This is a genomic window from Streptomyces sp. BR123 (assembly GCF_013401435.1).
In the GTDB taxonomy this organism is placed as follows: domain Bacteria; phylum Actinomycetota; class Actinomycetes; order Streptomycetales; family Streptomycetaceae; genus Streptomyces.
In genome coordinates this window covers 21967-35832 of the sequence record NZ_JACBGN010000054.1, presented here as the reverse complement: position 1 = coordinate 35832, position 13866 = coordinate 21967, and the positions used below count along the sequence as shown (strand labels likewise).

The 13866-nt window shown below is 71.4% G+C and carries 10 protein-coding genes and 2 pseudogenes; 9 read left to right on the top strand and 3 right to left on the bottom strand.

Annotation, left to right across the window (positions count from 1 at the left end; all coding sequences use genetic code 11):
* Positions 1-134 precede the first annotated feature (134 nt).
* Positions 135-1316 carry a DUF2786 domain-containing protein gene (locus HYE82_RS12005; protein ID WP_179173983.1) on the top strand — a complete coding sequence of 394 codons (1182 nt, stop codon included), beginning with the start codon at positions 135-137 and terminating at the stop codon, positions 1314-1316.
* A 116-nt stretch (positions 1317-1432) separates the two neighbouring features.
* Positions 1433-1669 carry a DUF397 domain-containing protein gene (locus tag HYE82_RS12000; RefSeq protein WP_179173982.1) on the top strand — a complete coding sequence of 79 codons (237 nt, stop codon included), beginning with the start codon at positions 1433-1435 and terminating at the stop codon, positions 1667-1669.
* A gap of 216 nt (positions 1670-1885) precedes the next feature.
* On the opposite strand, the gene HYE82_RS11995 is transcribed toward HYE82_RS12000, so the two are convergent.
* Positions 1886-2404 (bottom strand): ATP-binding protein, encoded by a 519-nt coding sequence (locus tag HYE82_RS11995; protein WP_179173981.1) that lies wholly within the window; start codon positions 2402-2404, stop codon positions 1886-1888.
* Positions 2405-2792: 388 nt separating this feature from the next.
* Between HYE82_RS11995 and HYE82_RS11990 the strand changes: the two genes are divergently transcribed.
* From HYE82_RS11990 to HYE82_RS11965, 6 genes and pseudogenes are all read left to right on the top strand, one after another.
* Positions 2793-3626, top strand: a complete 834-nt coding sequence (locus HYE82_RS11990; RefSeq protein ID WP_179173987.1) for a helix-turn-helix transcriptional regulator — start codon at positions 2793-2795, stop codon at positions 3624-3626.
* 87 nt (positions 3627-3713) lie between these two features.
* Complete coding sequence (locus tag HYE82_RS11985) at positions 3714-5171, top strand: aldehyde dehydrogenase family protein (protein WP_179173980.1); 1458 nt, start codon at positions 3714-3716, stop codon at positions 5169-5171.
* Between the two features lie 77 nt (positions 5172-5248).
* Positions 5249-7315 (top strand): annotated as a pseudogene (mrdA, locus tag HYE82_RS11980) (penicillin-binding protein 2); the annotation flags it as partial.
* Positions 7316-7431: 116 nt separating this feature from the next.
* Positions 7432-7986, top strand: a complete 555-nt coding sequence (locus tag HYE82_RS11975; RefSeq protein ID WP_179173978.1) for a DinB family protein — start codon at positions 7432-7434, stop codon at positions 7984-7986.
* Positions 7987-8084: 98 nt separating this feature from the next.
* On the top strand, positions 8085-8843 hold the full coding sequence (locus tag HYE82_RS11970; RefSeq protein WP_179173977.1) for a MerR family transcriptional regulator: 759 nt from the start codon (positions 8085-8087) through the stop codon (positions 8841-8843).
* A gap of 174 nt (positions 8844-9017) precedes the next feature.
* Positions 9018-9683 (top strand): annotated as a pseudogene (locus HYE82_RS11965) (VTT domain-containing protein); the annotation flags it as partial.
* Between the two features lie 147 nt (positions 9684-9830).
* On the opposite strand, the gene HYE82_RS11960 reads toward HYE82_RS11965, so the two are convergent.
* Both HYE82_RS11960 and HYE82_RS11955 read right to left on the bottom strand, forming a co-directional pair.
* Positions 9831-11501, bottom strand: a complete 1671-nt coding sequence (locus HYE82_RS11960; protein ID WP_179173976.1) for a threonine/serine exporter ThrE family protein — start codon at positions 11499-11501, stop codon at positions 9831-9833.
* Positions 11502-11707: 206 nt separating this feature from the next.
* A complete protein-coding gene (locus HYE82_RS11955; RefSeq protein WP_179173985.1) occupies positions 11708-12199 on the bottom strand; it encodes an inorganic diphosphatase in 492 nt (163 codons plus the stop codon).
* A gap of 173 nt (positions 12200-12372) precedes the next feature.
* On the opposite strand from HYE82_RS11955, the gene dacB reads away from it, so the two are divergent.
* Positions 12373-13818: a D-alanyl-D-alanine carboxypeptidase/D-alanyl-D-alanine-endopeptidase gene (dacB, locus tag HYE82_RS11950; protein ID WP_309144286.1), complete on the top strand. Its 1446-nt coding sequence runs from the start codon at positions 12373-12375 to the stop codon at positions 13816-13818.
* Positions 13819-13866 lie beyond the last annotated feature (48 nt).

The window sequence follows — 13866 nt, the reverse complement described above, 5'->3', positions numbered from 1 at the left end:
ATAAGAGACAGCCCCCGGACCCCGCACGTCAAACGGCGGCGGGGCTGGGTTTGCCGGGCCGCCGTCTTCCGGCGTCGGCGGCTGGAATCGCGGGGCTGGAGTTGCGGTGGTGGCGGGCGTGGGAGGCTGAGGGGGTGAGGGATGTTGTTGATCGGGCCTGTGAGGCCGCGCTCTACGGTCAGGACGATGCCGGGCTGGATACGGGGGCCTCGTTGCTCGCCGCCGATCCCGGCCGCTGGGCCGATGCCGGGCGGGAGCTGCTGGCGCGCGGGGAGGCGTACGCACGGCAGGCCTGGGAGCGCGGCTGGCGCCCCGCGGACGTGCTGCGGCTGGTGCGCCGGGATCTCGGCGAGCGGCACCTGCGGATCACCGGGGACCTGATCGCGGGCGAGGCGCGGCGCTATGCCCGACTGCCCGAGCGGTGGACGGACGCCGAGGCGTGGTGGACGGACGACACCCGCTACGGGGAGCGGCTCGCGCAGCGGGAGAGGACGGACCGGTTCGCGCTGGCGACGGCCTTCCTGGAGGTGTTCCGCCTGCTGATCCGGCTGCCGTCCATCGAGCCGGTGGGCCCGCTTCCCGGTGACGCGGCCGCCGACGCCCTGGAGCACGCGCACATCGAGCCGCGCATGCTCGGCCGTATTCGCGCCCTGCTCGCGAAGGCGGAGGCGACCACGTACCCGGAGGAGGCGGAGGCGCTCAGCGCCAAGGCCCAGGAGCTGATGGCCCGGCACACCGTCGACGAGGCGCTGCTCGCGGCCGGAGGCAAGGGGCCCGCCCGGACGCCCGCGGCGTGCCGGATCGGGGTCGAGCCGCCGTACGAGGAGGCCAAGGCGGTGCTGCTGGACGCGGTGGCCACCGCGAACCGGTGCCGGGCGGTGTGGAACGGCGCCTTCGAGTTCTCCACGGTGGTGGGCTTCGAGAGCGACCTGGAGGCGGTGGAGCTGCTGTACACCTCGCTGCTCGTCCAGGGCACGGCCGCCATGACCCGCGCCGAGGCCGAACAGCGCGCCGGCGGGCGCAAGCGGACAAAAACGTTCCGGCAGTCGTTCCTGCTCGCCTACGCCAGCCGCCTCGGCCGCCGGCTCGCCGAGACCGCCGAGCACACCGCGGCGCAGGCCCCGGACAACCTGCCCGCCCTGGTGGCCCGCGACGTCGCCGTCACCGCCCGCGCGGACGAGATGTTCCCCCGCACCACGACCACCCGCCTGCGGGGGGCCACGGACCTGGCGGGCTGGAACGACGGCACGGCCGCCGCCGACCGGGCGCACATGGGCAACGGCAGGCAGCGGCCGGACCGTTCGCTCCCCCGGTAGCCCCAGAACGTGATCAAGGGAGCACCCTCCGCGTGCACGTGCATCTGCCCATGCAGCTACCGGTGAACACGGCTATGATCCGGTGGAGTTGACATCTGCACTATCGGGGGCTTCCTGTGGACCACGCGTACAACGGGATGGCAGCTGCAGAACTCGTCGGCGTGACCTGGCAGAAGAGCAGACACAGCAACTCGCAAGGGTCCTGTGTGGAGTTCGCCAAGCTGCCGGGTGGCGCTGTCGCCGTGCGCAATTCCCGTTTTCCCGACGGTCCGGCACTCGTCTACACGCCGGCCGAGATCGAGGCGCTGCTGTTGGGCGTCAAGGACGGCGAGTTCGACCACCTGATCGGCTGAGGGGCGGACTCGGGAGCGGACTCGTACCACCCAGGAACCGTGCCACCGATCAAGCCGTGCACGTGCACCGGCCGGAACCGATCGGCATGATCGATTCCGGCCGGCTGTGCCGTTTACGTGCCCCGTTCCCCTTCCCGGGCTCTGTTCCCGGGCTCTGTTCCCGTTCCCCGGACCCGTTCCCCGGACCCGTTCCGGCTCCCGCGCCGCCGCCGGCGGTCAGCCGGGGAGCATGAACAGCGCCCACACGACCTTGCCGGTCAGCCGCCCCGCGAGGGGGTGCCAGCCCCAGCTGTCGCTGTAGGCGTCCACCAGGAACAGCCCGCGCCCGGACTCCAGGTCGCAGTTCTTCCGGGTGTGCTCCGGTTCGAACGATCCGCCCGGCCGGTCCTCACTGGGGTCGCGCACCGCGCACACCAGCCGCGAGCTCCACCGCATCAGGTGCAGCCGCACGGCCGCCTCCGGCTCGCCGCTCGCGGCCGCCGCCGGCCGCGGATCCCCGGGCAGGGCGTGCCGAAGCGCGTTGGTGACCAGTTCGGAGACGACCAGGGCCACGTCGTCGAAGCGGTCGTCGAGGCCCCACTGGGACAGGGTCGACCGGGTGAACGAACGGGCTCCGCGGACCGCTTCGAAGCGGGCGGGCAAGGAGCAGGAGGCGGACCCGGACACAGCCGTGGGGTCGACCGGGGGCAGCCCCTGCCGTAACGGCTCGAGCACGGTCGATCCATTCGTCCCCATGCGAGGCACTCCCGGGATTCGCGGACGTGGCGGCGGCTTGCGTCCAGAAAGAACTGCGGGGTGGGTCCGGCGCCGGCGCGAAGAGCACGCAGGTGCGCGGCACCATCGTTCCGAATGCAGGAGCTGGATGCAAGGGCAGATGCACGTGCACGCGCCCGACCCGTCCCCTCCCGTGATGGTTCTTGCTCATTTCTTCCTACGCACGCTTACGGACTTCTTTTACGGTGGAACGGATTCCGTTACAGAACGAGTACGGGCCGATGCGTTTTGGTGGCAGACTGCGTGGCCTGGGGTTCGGGGGCCCAGCGACGCAGCACACGCGCAGACCACGCGTATCCATGGCGATGGGGAGGGCAGGACAGTGACCGCAGAAGCAGGCGGTTCCGTGGTGCGCCGCATCCTCCTGGGCTCACAGCTCAGGCGACTCCGAGAATCCCGGGGCATCACCCGTGAGGCGGCCGGCTACTCGATCCGCGCATCCGAATCGAAGATCAGCCGCTTGGAGTTGGGAAGGGTGAGTTTCAAGGCACGAGACGTCGAGGACCTCCTCACGCTCTACGGGGTCACGGACGGCGCGGAGCGCGAGTCGCTCCTCGGTCTCGTCCGCGAGGCCAACGCGGCCGGATGGTGGCACAGTTACGGTGACGTGCTGCCCGGCTGGTTCCAGACCTACATCGGCCTGGAGGGCGCCGCCTCGCTCATCCGGATCTACGAAGTCCAGTTCATCCACGGCCTGTTGCAGACCGAGGCGTACGCCCAGGCCGTCGTCAGCCGCGGCATGCCCGGCGCCTCCCAGGCCGAGATCGACCGCCGCGTCGCGCTGCGCCTGGAGCGCCAGAAGGTGCTCGTCTCCGAGAGCGCCCCGGTCTTCCACGCCGTCCTGGACGAGGCCGCCCTGCGCCGCCCGTACGGGGGCCGCGACGTCATGCGCGGCCAGCTGGAGCACCTCATAGAGGTCTCCCAGCGGCCCAACGTGCAGCTCCAGGTGATGCCGTTCTCCTTCGGCGGCCACTCCGGCGAGAGCGGCGCCTTCACCCTGCTGCGCTTCCCCGAGTCCGACCTCCAGGACATCGTCTACCTGGAGCAGCTCACCAGCGCGCTCTACCTCGACAAAGAGGAGGAGGTCGCGCAGTACGAGCGGGCGATGACCCGGCTCCAGGAGGACTGCCCCGACCCCGGCCAGACCCGTGATCTCCTGCGCGGGCTCCTCCAACTGTCTTGATTCGCACGTAGTATGACGTCTGATCAGTGCATGACCGATCGGTCTGACGGTGCAGCGCACGGGTGCGCGCTGGCAGTAAGGGATGGCATGTCCATATTCGACGACCTGGCTCACCAGTACATCGACGGCACATGGCAGGCCGGCACCGGTTCGTGGGACATCATCGACGTCAACCCGTACAACGGGGAGAAGCTCGCGGCCATCACCGTGGCCACCGTCGAGCAGGTGGACCAGGCCTACCGCGCCGCCGAGCGCGCACAGAGAGACTGGGCCGCCACCAGCCCGTACGTCAGACGGGCCGTCCTGGAGCGCGTCCTGCGGATCACGGAGGAGCGCGAGAAGGAACTCGTCGAGGCGATGATCGACGAGCTCGGCGGCACCCGCTCCAAGGCCGAGTACGAGATCCACCTCGCCAAGGAGTTCGTCCGCGAGGCCATGCAGCTGGCCGTCCGCCCCGAGGGCCGGATCCTGATCTCGCCGGTCGAGGGCAAGGAGAGCCGCGTCCAGCGGCTCCCCGTCGGGGTCGTCACCGTGATCAGCCCCTTCAACTTCCCCTTCCTGGTCACCCTGAAGTCCGTCGCCCCCGCCCTGGCCCTGGGCAACGCCGTCGTGGTCAAGCCGAACCAGAACGCACCCGTGATCGGCGGCGGGGTCATCGCGAAGCTCTTCGAGGACGCCGGTCTGCCGCCCGGCCTCCTCAGCGTGCTGGTCACCGACATCGCCGAGATCGGCGACGCCCTCCTGACCCACCCGGTGCCCAAGGTGATCTCCTTCGCCGGCTCCGACCGCGTCGGCCGGCACGTCGGCGCGGTCGCCGCCCGCCACTTCAAGCGGACCGTCCTGGAGCTCAGCGGCAACAGCGCCCTGGTCGTCCTCGACGACGCGGACATCGACTACGCCGTCGACGCGGCCGTCTTCAGCCGCTTCGTCTATCAGGGCCAGGTCTGCATGGCCGCCAACCGGATCCTGGTCGACGCCTCCGTCGCCGAGGAGTTCACCGAGAAGTTCACCGCCCGGGTGCGGGGCCTGAAGACCGGCGACCCCCGCGAGGCCGACACCCACATCGGCCCCCTGATCAACTCCTTCCAGGCCGAGGCGCTCACCGCCCTCGTGGACCGCGCCGTGGAATCCGGCGCCCGCGCCCTCGTACGCGGTGCCACGCGCGGCAACCTGGTCGAACCCACCGTGCTGACCGGGATCCCCGAGGACTCCCCGCTGCTCGGACAGGAGATCTTCGGCCCCGTCGCCCTGCTGATGGTCTTCGACGGGGAGGAGGAAGCCGTGGCCCTGGCCAACGCGACCCCGTACGGGCTCTCCGGCGCCGTCCACACCCGGGACGTCGAGCGCGGCGTCCGCTTCGCCCAGCGCATCGAGACCGGGATGATCCACGTCAACGACTCCACCATCGGCGACGAGCCGCTGGCCGCGTTCGGCGGGGAGAAGGCCTCCGGGCTCGGCCGGCTCAACGGCGAGGCCACGGTCGAGGCCTTCACCACCCAGAAGTGGATCTCGGTCCAGCACGGCAGGAGCACCTTCCCGCTCTGAGAGCGGCCCGCTCTAGACTCGGCGGGACCGGGACCCGGCCGGGTGGGCGGCGGGCAGCGCTTCGGGGGAGTTTCGAGTTGAGCAACATTCCGGAGACGGGGCGGACGCCCCGGGTCCAGAACCGCCTGGTGGTCATCCAGGTGGTCGTCTTCTCGCTGCTGCTCACCCTCGGCGGCCGCCTGTGGTACCTCCAGATCCGCAACGGCCAGGAGTACACGGACGAGGCGAAGAACAACCACGTCCAGCAGGTCGTCCAGCCCGCCGTGCGCGGCTCGATCCTCGACGCCCGCGGGGTCCCCCTCGCCGACAACGAGACCCGCATGGTGGTCTCCGCCAGCCGCACCGAGCTGAGCAAGATGAAGGACAGGGGCAAGGACGTCCTCACCCGCCTCGCGGGCGTCCTCGGCATGCCGCCGGAGAACGTCGTCAACAGCGTCCGGCTCTGTGACGCCAAGACCCCCAAGCCCTGCTGGAACGGTTCGCCGTACCAGCCGATACCCATCACCGCCGAGGCGACCACCGACCAGGTCCTGGAGATACGGGAGCACGCCGAGCGGTTCCCCGGCATCACCGCCGAGCCCACCGCCCTGCGCCGCTACCCCGCCCCGGACCAGGCCAACACCTCCCAGGTGCTGGGCTACCTCTCGCCCGTCACCGACGCGGAGATCGCCAAGGCGAAGAAGACCGACTCCCCGTACCTGCGCTCCGACCAGGTGGGCCGCTCCGGCCTGGAGCGCACGTACGACAAGGAGCTGCGCGGCAAGGCGGGCGTCACCCGCTACGAGGTCGACAACCTCGGCCGGGTCATCGGGCTGGCCCAGGCCGACAAGCCCACCGCCGGCTCCAACGTCGTCACCTCGATCGACTCGCGCGTGCAGGCCGTCGCCGAGCGCGAGCTGGCCTACGCGATGGCCGAGGCCCGCAAGACGTACGACAAGAACACGCGCCGGAACTACGAGGCCGACTCGGGCGCCGTCGTCGTCATGGAGTCCAAGACCGGCCGGATCGTCGCGATGGCCTCCAGCCCGACGTACGACCCGGGGATGTGGGTCGGCGGGATCTCCGCCAAGGACTACGCCTCCCTCACCGCGAAGGACTCCAACTACCCGCTGCTCAACCGGGCGATCCAGGGCCAGGCCGCCCCCGGCTCGATCTTCAAGGTCGTCTCCTCGACGGCCGCGGTCAACGCGGGCTACCCCTTCGACGGCCGCTACCCCTGCCCCAGCTCCTACTCCGTCGGAGGGCAGACCTTCACCAACTTCGAGTCCCAGGGCTACGGCGACATCAACCTCGGCCGCGCCCTGGAGGTCTCCTGCGACACGGTCTACTACGCCCTCGCCGACAGGGAGTGGAAGAAGGACGGCGGGATCAACCCGACTAAGGACCCCAAGGACTGGTTCCTGAAGACGGCCCACGAGTTCGGCCTCGGCAAGCCGACCGGCGTCGACCTGCCCAACGAGGTCGCCGGCCGGGTCCCCGACCGCCAGTGGAAGAAGGACTTCTTCGAGGCCAACAAGGCCGCCTGGTGCCGGGACGGCAAGAAGGACGGCAGCTTCGCCGAGAAGATCGCGTACGAGAACTGCCGCCAGGGCAACCAGCTGCGCGAGGGCGACGCCATCAACTACTCCATCGGCCAGGGCGACACCCTCGTCACCCCGATCCAGATGGCCTCCGTCTACGCGGCCATCGCCAACGGCGGCACCCTGCACCAGCCCACCATCGGCAAGGCGATCGTCAGCCCCGACGGCACCTCGGTCAAGGAGATCGCCCCGAAGGAGCAGGCCCGCCTGCCGATGGACGCCGAACTGCGCGACGACATCGACCGGGCCCTCGCCTCGGTGGTCACCTCCGGCAGCGCCGCCTGGCGGTTCGGCGGCTGGCCGCAGAAGCAGATCCCGATGCACGCCAAGACGGGCACCGCCGAGGTCCAGGGCAAGCAGACCACCTCCTGGTTCGCCTCGTACACCGAGGACTACGCGATCGTGATGACGATCTCCCAGGGCGGCACCGGCTCCGGCGCCTCCGGACCGGCCGTCCGCAAGATCTACGAGGCGATGTACGGGCTCGACGAGAAGGGCGCCCAGGACCTGTCCAAGGCCCTCCTGCCCAAGCCGATGACCGAGCTCCCGGCGGTCCGCCCGGACAACGGCGCGCCCTGAGCGATCCATTGCGCGTTTAGGACAGTCCCTGACCTCATTGATCCGTAGCGTGGTGGGTGTCGGAACGACACACACGGCACCCGGAAAACGCGGAGGTCCCCATGCCCACGTTCGTACCCGCAGAGGCTCCCGGCGACGAGCGCAGCGCGCTCGTGTCCTACGTCGACGCCCAGCGCGGCGCGCTGCGCCGCGCGGCGCACGGCCTCACGGAGGAGCAGGCGGCGAGCCGTCCCAGCGCGAGCGGGCTGTCCCTGTCGGGTCTGCTCAAGCACGCCGCCGAGGTGGAGCTGAACTGGCTGCGGATGGCGCAGCAGCAGCCCAACGAGCGGCAGCGCAACGAGGAGACCTGGGGCGACAGCTTCCGGCTCGTCGGGGACGAGACCCTCCCCGAGGTGCTCGCCTTCTGGGACGCGGTCGCGGCCGAGCTGGAGAAGTTCATCCGCGAGGTGCCCAGCCTGGACGACACCTTCCCGCTGCCCGAGGTGCCCTGGTTCCCCAAGGACACGCGGGTCTCGATGCGCTGGCTGATGCTCCACCTGGTCGAGGAGCACGCCCGGCACGCGGGGCACGCCGACATCATCCGGGAGTCCCTGGACGGGAAGACCGCCTTCGAGCTGGTGGCCCTGGCGCAGGGCGGTACCTGGCCGCCGGCGTAGCGTCCGCCACGGCCCCGGACGGCAGGGGACGGCAAGGGCTTGCACCTCACGCGGCGTGAGGCGGGAGAGTCGGGGGCGTACGAGAGAAGGGCGGAAGCATGAGCTACTCCGTGGGCCAGGTCGCCGGATTCGCCGGAGTCACGGTGCGCACGCTGCACCACTACGACGAGATCGGCCTGCTCTCCCCGAGCAGCCGCAGCCACGCGGGCCACCGGCGGTACGACGACGCCGACATGGACCGGCTGCAGCAGATCCTGTTCTACCGGGAGCTCGGCTTCCCCCTCGACGAGGTCGCGGTCCTGCTGGACGACCCGGACGCGGACCCGAGGGAGCACCTGCGCCGGCAGCACACCCTCCTGTCCGACCGGATCGCCCGGCTCCAGCAGATGGCCAAGGCCGTGGAGCACGCCATGGAGGCGAGGAAGATGGGCATCAACCTCACGCCCGAGGAGAAGTTCGAGGTCTTCGGAGACGACGACCCCGACCGGTACGCCGAGGAGGCCGAGCAGCGCTGGGGCCACACCGACGCGTACAAGGAGTCCGCGCGCCGGGCTGCCTCCTACACCAAGGAGGACTGGCTGCGGATCCAGGCCGAGGGGGACGACCTGCACCGGCGTCTGGCCGCACTGCTGGACTCGGGGGCGGCCGCCGACTCCGGGGAGGCCATGGACCTCGCCGAGGAACACCGCGCCTGGATCGAGCGGAACCACTACACCTGCCCGTACGAGATGCACACCTGCCTCGGCGAGATGTACGTCTCCGACGAGCGGTTCACGGCCTTCTACGACGCCGTGCGGACCGGGCTGGCGGTGTTCCTGAGGGACGCCATCCTCGCCAACGCGGCACGCAGGGCGTAACCGTGGCGTAGTCGTGGCGCAGCCGCGGCGCGGCAGGGGGACATGAGGCGTACGGCCGCCTCCGGGGACCTGGAACCCGGAGGTGGCCGTATCCGTTGAAAATTGAGACACTCCCCCCAGTCCGCCGCATCCCCGCCCGCGCGGACGCACCCGATCCTGGAGATACCCGCACCCGTGTACACGCTTGCGCTCGCCCCTGAGTGGATGTCCCCGGACTATTTGATCTCCCACTTCGGGCTGATCGGCATCCTGGTCATCGTCTTCGCCGAATCGGGCCTGTTCGCTTTCCTGCCCGGCGACTCCCTGCTCTTCACGGCGGGCCTGCTCGTCGCCAACGGCGAATACATCAAGCAGCCGCTGTGGCTGGTGTGCACCCTGATCACGGCCGCCGCGATCCTGGGCGACCAGGTCGGCTACATGATCGGAAAGTTCTTCGGCCCGAAGCTCTTCAACCGGCCGAACTCCAAGCTCTTCAAGCGGGAGAACCTGGACAAGGCGCACGAGTTCATGGAGAAGCACGGCCCGAAGGCCATCGTGCTCGCCCGCTTCGTGCCGATCATCCGCACCTTCGCGCCGATGGTCGCGGGCGCCGGCTCGATGCAGTACCGCACCTTCCTGACGTACAACGTGATCGGCGGCGTCGCCTGGGGCACCGGCATCACGGTCGCCGGCTTCTGGCTCGGCCAGATCGATTTCATCAAGACCAACATCGAGGCGATCCTCGTCGGGATCGTGCTGCTCTCCCTGATCCCGGTGGTCTTCGAGGTGCTCAAGGCCCGCAAGGAGGCCAAGGCGGCCGGCGGCCCGGCGGCCGGCGGCCCGGCGGCCGCGCCCGCCGCCGGCGAGCGCCGCCGCCACGCCAAGCGGTAACAGCCCTTCCGCGGCCCGCGGACGACTCTCCTGCGCCCCGGAGGACCCGACGGTCCCACCGGGGCGCAGCCGTGTTCCCTCAGGCCCGCAGGCGGCGCCGTACGCCGCCGGCCGATGTCAGAAGCCGCGGGTCCGCTTCGCCGCGGCGCGGCGGCGGGCGGCGCTCGCGGCCTGCGGGATCCGCATGAACAGCCGCGAGGTCTCCGCCCCGAGGTTGACCCCGATCGCGATGGCGAGCGCGATGGCCGCGGCGTTGGTCAGCGAGCCGAGGCCCTTGTTGAGCTGGTTCTCGGCGATGAGCAGCAGCCCGTAGTACGTCGCGGAGCCCGGCAGCAGCGGGCCGATGGCGGCGGTCACGTACGGCAGGGCGGAGGCGGAGCGGTAGCGGGAGAAGAGCTGGCCGAACAGGCCGACGAGCCCGGCGGCGACGGCCGTCGAGGGCACGGGCGGGATGCCGCCCGCGTAGTGCAGGGCCCCGAAGGTGGCCCAGGCGACGCCGCCGTTCAGCGTCACGATCCACACGGTGGAACGTTCCTGCTGGAGCAGGATCGCGAACGTGAACACCAGAACCATGGACGCCGCGATCTGGATCAGCGGCCGCTGCGTGATCTGGAGGACCTCCTCCGGCCGGGGTGCGGCGCCCAGCTGGAGCCCCAGGTACAGCACGACCAGCACGCCCATGATGATGCCGATGAAGAGGTACATGACCTCCAGCAGCCGGGCCGAGGCGGTGATGTAGAAACCCGTCAGGCCGTCCTGCACGGCCGCGACCAGGGGCCGCCCGGGCAGCAGGGCGAACAGTCCGCCGGTGATCACGGCCGAGGCCTGGATGTCCTCGATCTCCAGGAGCTTGAGCGCCACCCCGAACGCGGCGGGCGGCATCGCCGCGACCACGAACTGGTAGAACTCCGGCAGTCCGCGCCCGGCGCACAGCCAGGCCAGCCGGTCGCCGAGCATCGCCCCGATCGCGGCTGCGAAGAAGACGATGACGCCGCCGCCGACCAGGATGGAGGCGGCGCCGGCGAGCAGCCCGGCGGCGGCCGTGAGGACCCACGTCGGATACGGGTGCCGGTTGCGCCGGATCACGGCGAGCCGCCGGTAGGCCTCCTCCAGCGAGACGTCGACCTCGGGCGTGCTGATGTCGGCCACCAGCCGGTAGACCGCCGCCAGCCGCGTGTAGTCGGTGCCGCGGCGGCGGACCGTCCGGTTCGCCGACACCGGGTTGCCGACGAGCGACGGGTGGTGGGTGATCGACAGCATGGTGAAGGTGACCGTCGGCTCGCAGCGGTCCAGCCCGTAGCTGCGGGCCACCGCGAACATCGCGGCCTCCACGTCCTCGGCGCCCTCACCGCCCGCCAGCATCAGCTCTCCGATGCGCAGGGTCAGGTCGAGCACCCGGCCCACGGCGGGCCCCGTCTCGGCCGGCTTCTGCACCGGTTCGGGGACGGGCCGCACGTCGACCGGCATGCGCAGCATCGTGCGCATCCGGTCCTGCCAGGGGGACTCCGTCATCCAGGACACGGGGAAGCCGGCGCCGGAGGCGTACGCAGGCGGGGACTGCTGAGCGCCGTACGTGGACGGGGGCGCGAACGCGGACCCCTCGGCGGACCCCTCGGCGGGCTCCTCCTGCGGCAGGGGAAGCCCCTCGGGCACGGTGAACTCCGAGGTCGGCTGCTCGTCCCCGGCGAACTCCGGTTCCGTCCCGGGCGGCGGGGAGAAGGCGCTGTGCGCCTCGTCGGAGTCCGGCTTCCGGTCCTCCGCGCCCTCGGGTCCCTCGGCCTCCGCCACGCGTCCTCCCGTCCCCGGCCAGCCCGGGTATCAGTATGCGGAACGGATTCGTCCACGGCGAAACCAGTGGGCTGCGTCCCGGGAAACGACAGCGGGCGGCACCCCCTTCGAGGAAGGAGGTGCCGCCCGTGGTGTCACAGGAGCCCGGCGGCCGTCACCGTGGTCCGGCGGCTCTCACCGGGCCCGGTGGCGGCCGCCGTGGGGGCTCAGTGGCCGCCCTGCTCCTGCAGGCGCTTGTAGGAGCGCTCGATCTCGGCCTCGGCCTCGGCGCGGCCGACCCAGTTGGCGCCCTCGACCGACTTGCCCGGCTCCAGGTCCTTGTAGACCTCGAAGAAGTGCTGGATCTCCAGGCGGTCGAACTCGGAGATGTGGTGGATGTCCCGCAGGTGCTCCACGCGCGGGTCGGACGCCGGCACGCACAGCAGCTTGTCGTCGCCGCCGGCCTCGTCCGTCATGCGGAACATGCCGATGGCGCGGCACTTGATCAGGCAGCCCGGGAAGGTCGGCTCGTCCAGGATGACCAGCGCGTCCAGCGGGTCGCCGTCCTCGCCGAGGGTGTTCTCGACGAAGCCGTAGTCCGTCGGGTAGCTGGTGGAGGTGAACAGGCGACGGTCCAGACGGATCCGGCCGGTCTCGTGGTCCACCTCGTACTTGTTCCGCGAACCCTTGGGGATCTCGATGGTGACGTCGAACTCCACGTCCTGCTCCTCCATGATCAGCTTCGTTGCTCGAGTGATAGCGCGTCCGGCCCAGCCTCCCCGAGCTACCGCTGGGAGGTGCCCCCAGCCGGTGGGGTGCCATGCTCGCGGCAAGACGCAGTGGTTAAGTGTCCCTCACGCATATCCGTGATCGCGAAAGGGGCTGGTCCGAGGTGCCCTTGGTCAAGACGTGGCAGCTCATCGCGGGGTCGACCGTCGCCGGTCTGGCTCTGTCGGTGGCAGCGGTGGCCGCTGCCGGTCCATGGGACTCCGGCCAGCGTAAGGCCGAGCGGGACAGGGCCGCCTCCTGGAGCCTGCTGGGTGGCGCAGATCACGCCGCGCCCCCGGCGCCCGCCGCGCCCAGCGCCCCCGGAGTGCTCGCGGGCATCGGCCCCGGCGGCGCGCCCAGGGCCGGGAACGCCGCCGGCACCGCCGCGGTCGGCGACGCCGGCCTCGCCGACGCGCTGCGGCCGCTCCTGGCCGACCCGGCGCTCGGCCCCGCCCGCACCGCCTCGGTCGTCGACGTCGGCACCGGCCGGGTCCTCTTCGAGTCCGGTGCGCGCGAGCCGATGACCCCGGCCTCCACCGTCAAGATCGCCACCGCGGCGGCGGCGCTGGCCGCCCTCGGCCCCGAGCACCGCATCCGCACCACCGTGGTCCCCGGCGCCGGACCCGGGCAGATCGTGCTGGTGGGCGGCGGCGACCCCTCGCTCACCGCCCGCAAGAAGAGCCCCGCCGGATCCGGCGGCAGCCTCGTCGCTCTCGCCGCCGACACCGCCCAGGCCCTCAAGGCCGCCGGTACCGACTCGGTGGCCCTCGGCTACGACGACACCCTCTACACCGGCCCTGCCCGCCACCCGATCGGCGTCAACCCGAACATCGCCCTGGTGACCTCCCTCGCCGCCGACGAGGGCCGCCCCGACGAATCGGCCTCCGGGCCCGTCGACCGGGTCGAGGACCCCGCCCGGGAGGCCGCCCGCTCCTTCGCCGCCCTGCTCGGGGAACGCGGCGTCACGGTCACCGGCGAGCCCGAGAAGGCCAAGGCCGCCGCCGGCGCCCAGCCCCTCGCCGCCACCCTGTCCACGCCCGTCGCCGGCCTGGTCGAGCGCATGCTGACCAACAGCGACAACGACATCGCCGAGGCCCTCGCCCGCCAGACCGCCCTCGCCTCCGGACAGCCCGCGAGCTTCGAGGGCGCCGAGAAGGCCGTCACCGCCCGCCTCGCCTCCCTGGGCCTCGACACCGCCGGCTCCCGCTTCGCCGACGGCAGCGGGCTGAACCGCGCCGACAAGGTCAGCAGCGGCCTGCTGACCGGGCTCCTGGCCCGCGCCGCCGACCCGCAGCACCCGGAGCTGCGTCCGGTCCTCACCGGGCTCCCCGTCGCCGGCTTCACCGGGACCCTGCGCGCCCGCAACGCCGGCACCTCCCCGGCCGCCGGCCTGGTACGGGCCAAGACGGGCACCCTGACCGGAGTGAACTCCCTGTCCGGCACCGTCGTCGACGGCTCCGGGCGGCTGCTCGCCTTCGCCTTCCTCACCGCGGACGCCGCCGACGGCCCGGCCGCGGAGAAGGGCCTCGACAGGCTCGCCGCCGCCGTGGCCGCCGCCGCCCAGCGGTAGCCGGGCCCCGCCGGGCCCGCCCGGTGCATCCGCAGGGGATCCGCAAAG

What these genes read in the sequence shown, in the direction of transcription:
- HYE82_RS11970 (WP_179173977.1), top strand. Translation starts at nt 8,085, where the DNA reads ATGAGCTACTCCGTGGGCCAGGTCGCCGGATTCGCCGGAGTCACGGTG.
- HYE82_RS11985 (WP_179173980.1), top strand. Translation starts at nt 3,714, where the DNA reads ATGTCCATATTCGACGACCTGGCTCACCAGTACATCGACGGCACATGG.
- HYE82_RS11995 (WP_179173981.1), bottom strand. Translation starts at nt 2,404, where the DNA reads ATGGGGACGAATGGATCGACCGTGCTCGAGCCGTTACGGCAGGGGCTG.
- HYE82_RS11975 (WP_179173978.1), top strand. Translation starts at nt 7,432, where the DNA reads ATGCCCACGTTCGTACCCGCAGAGGCTCCCGGCGACGAGCGCAGCGCG.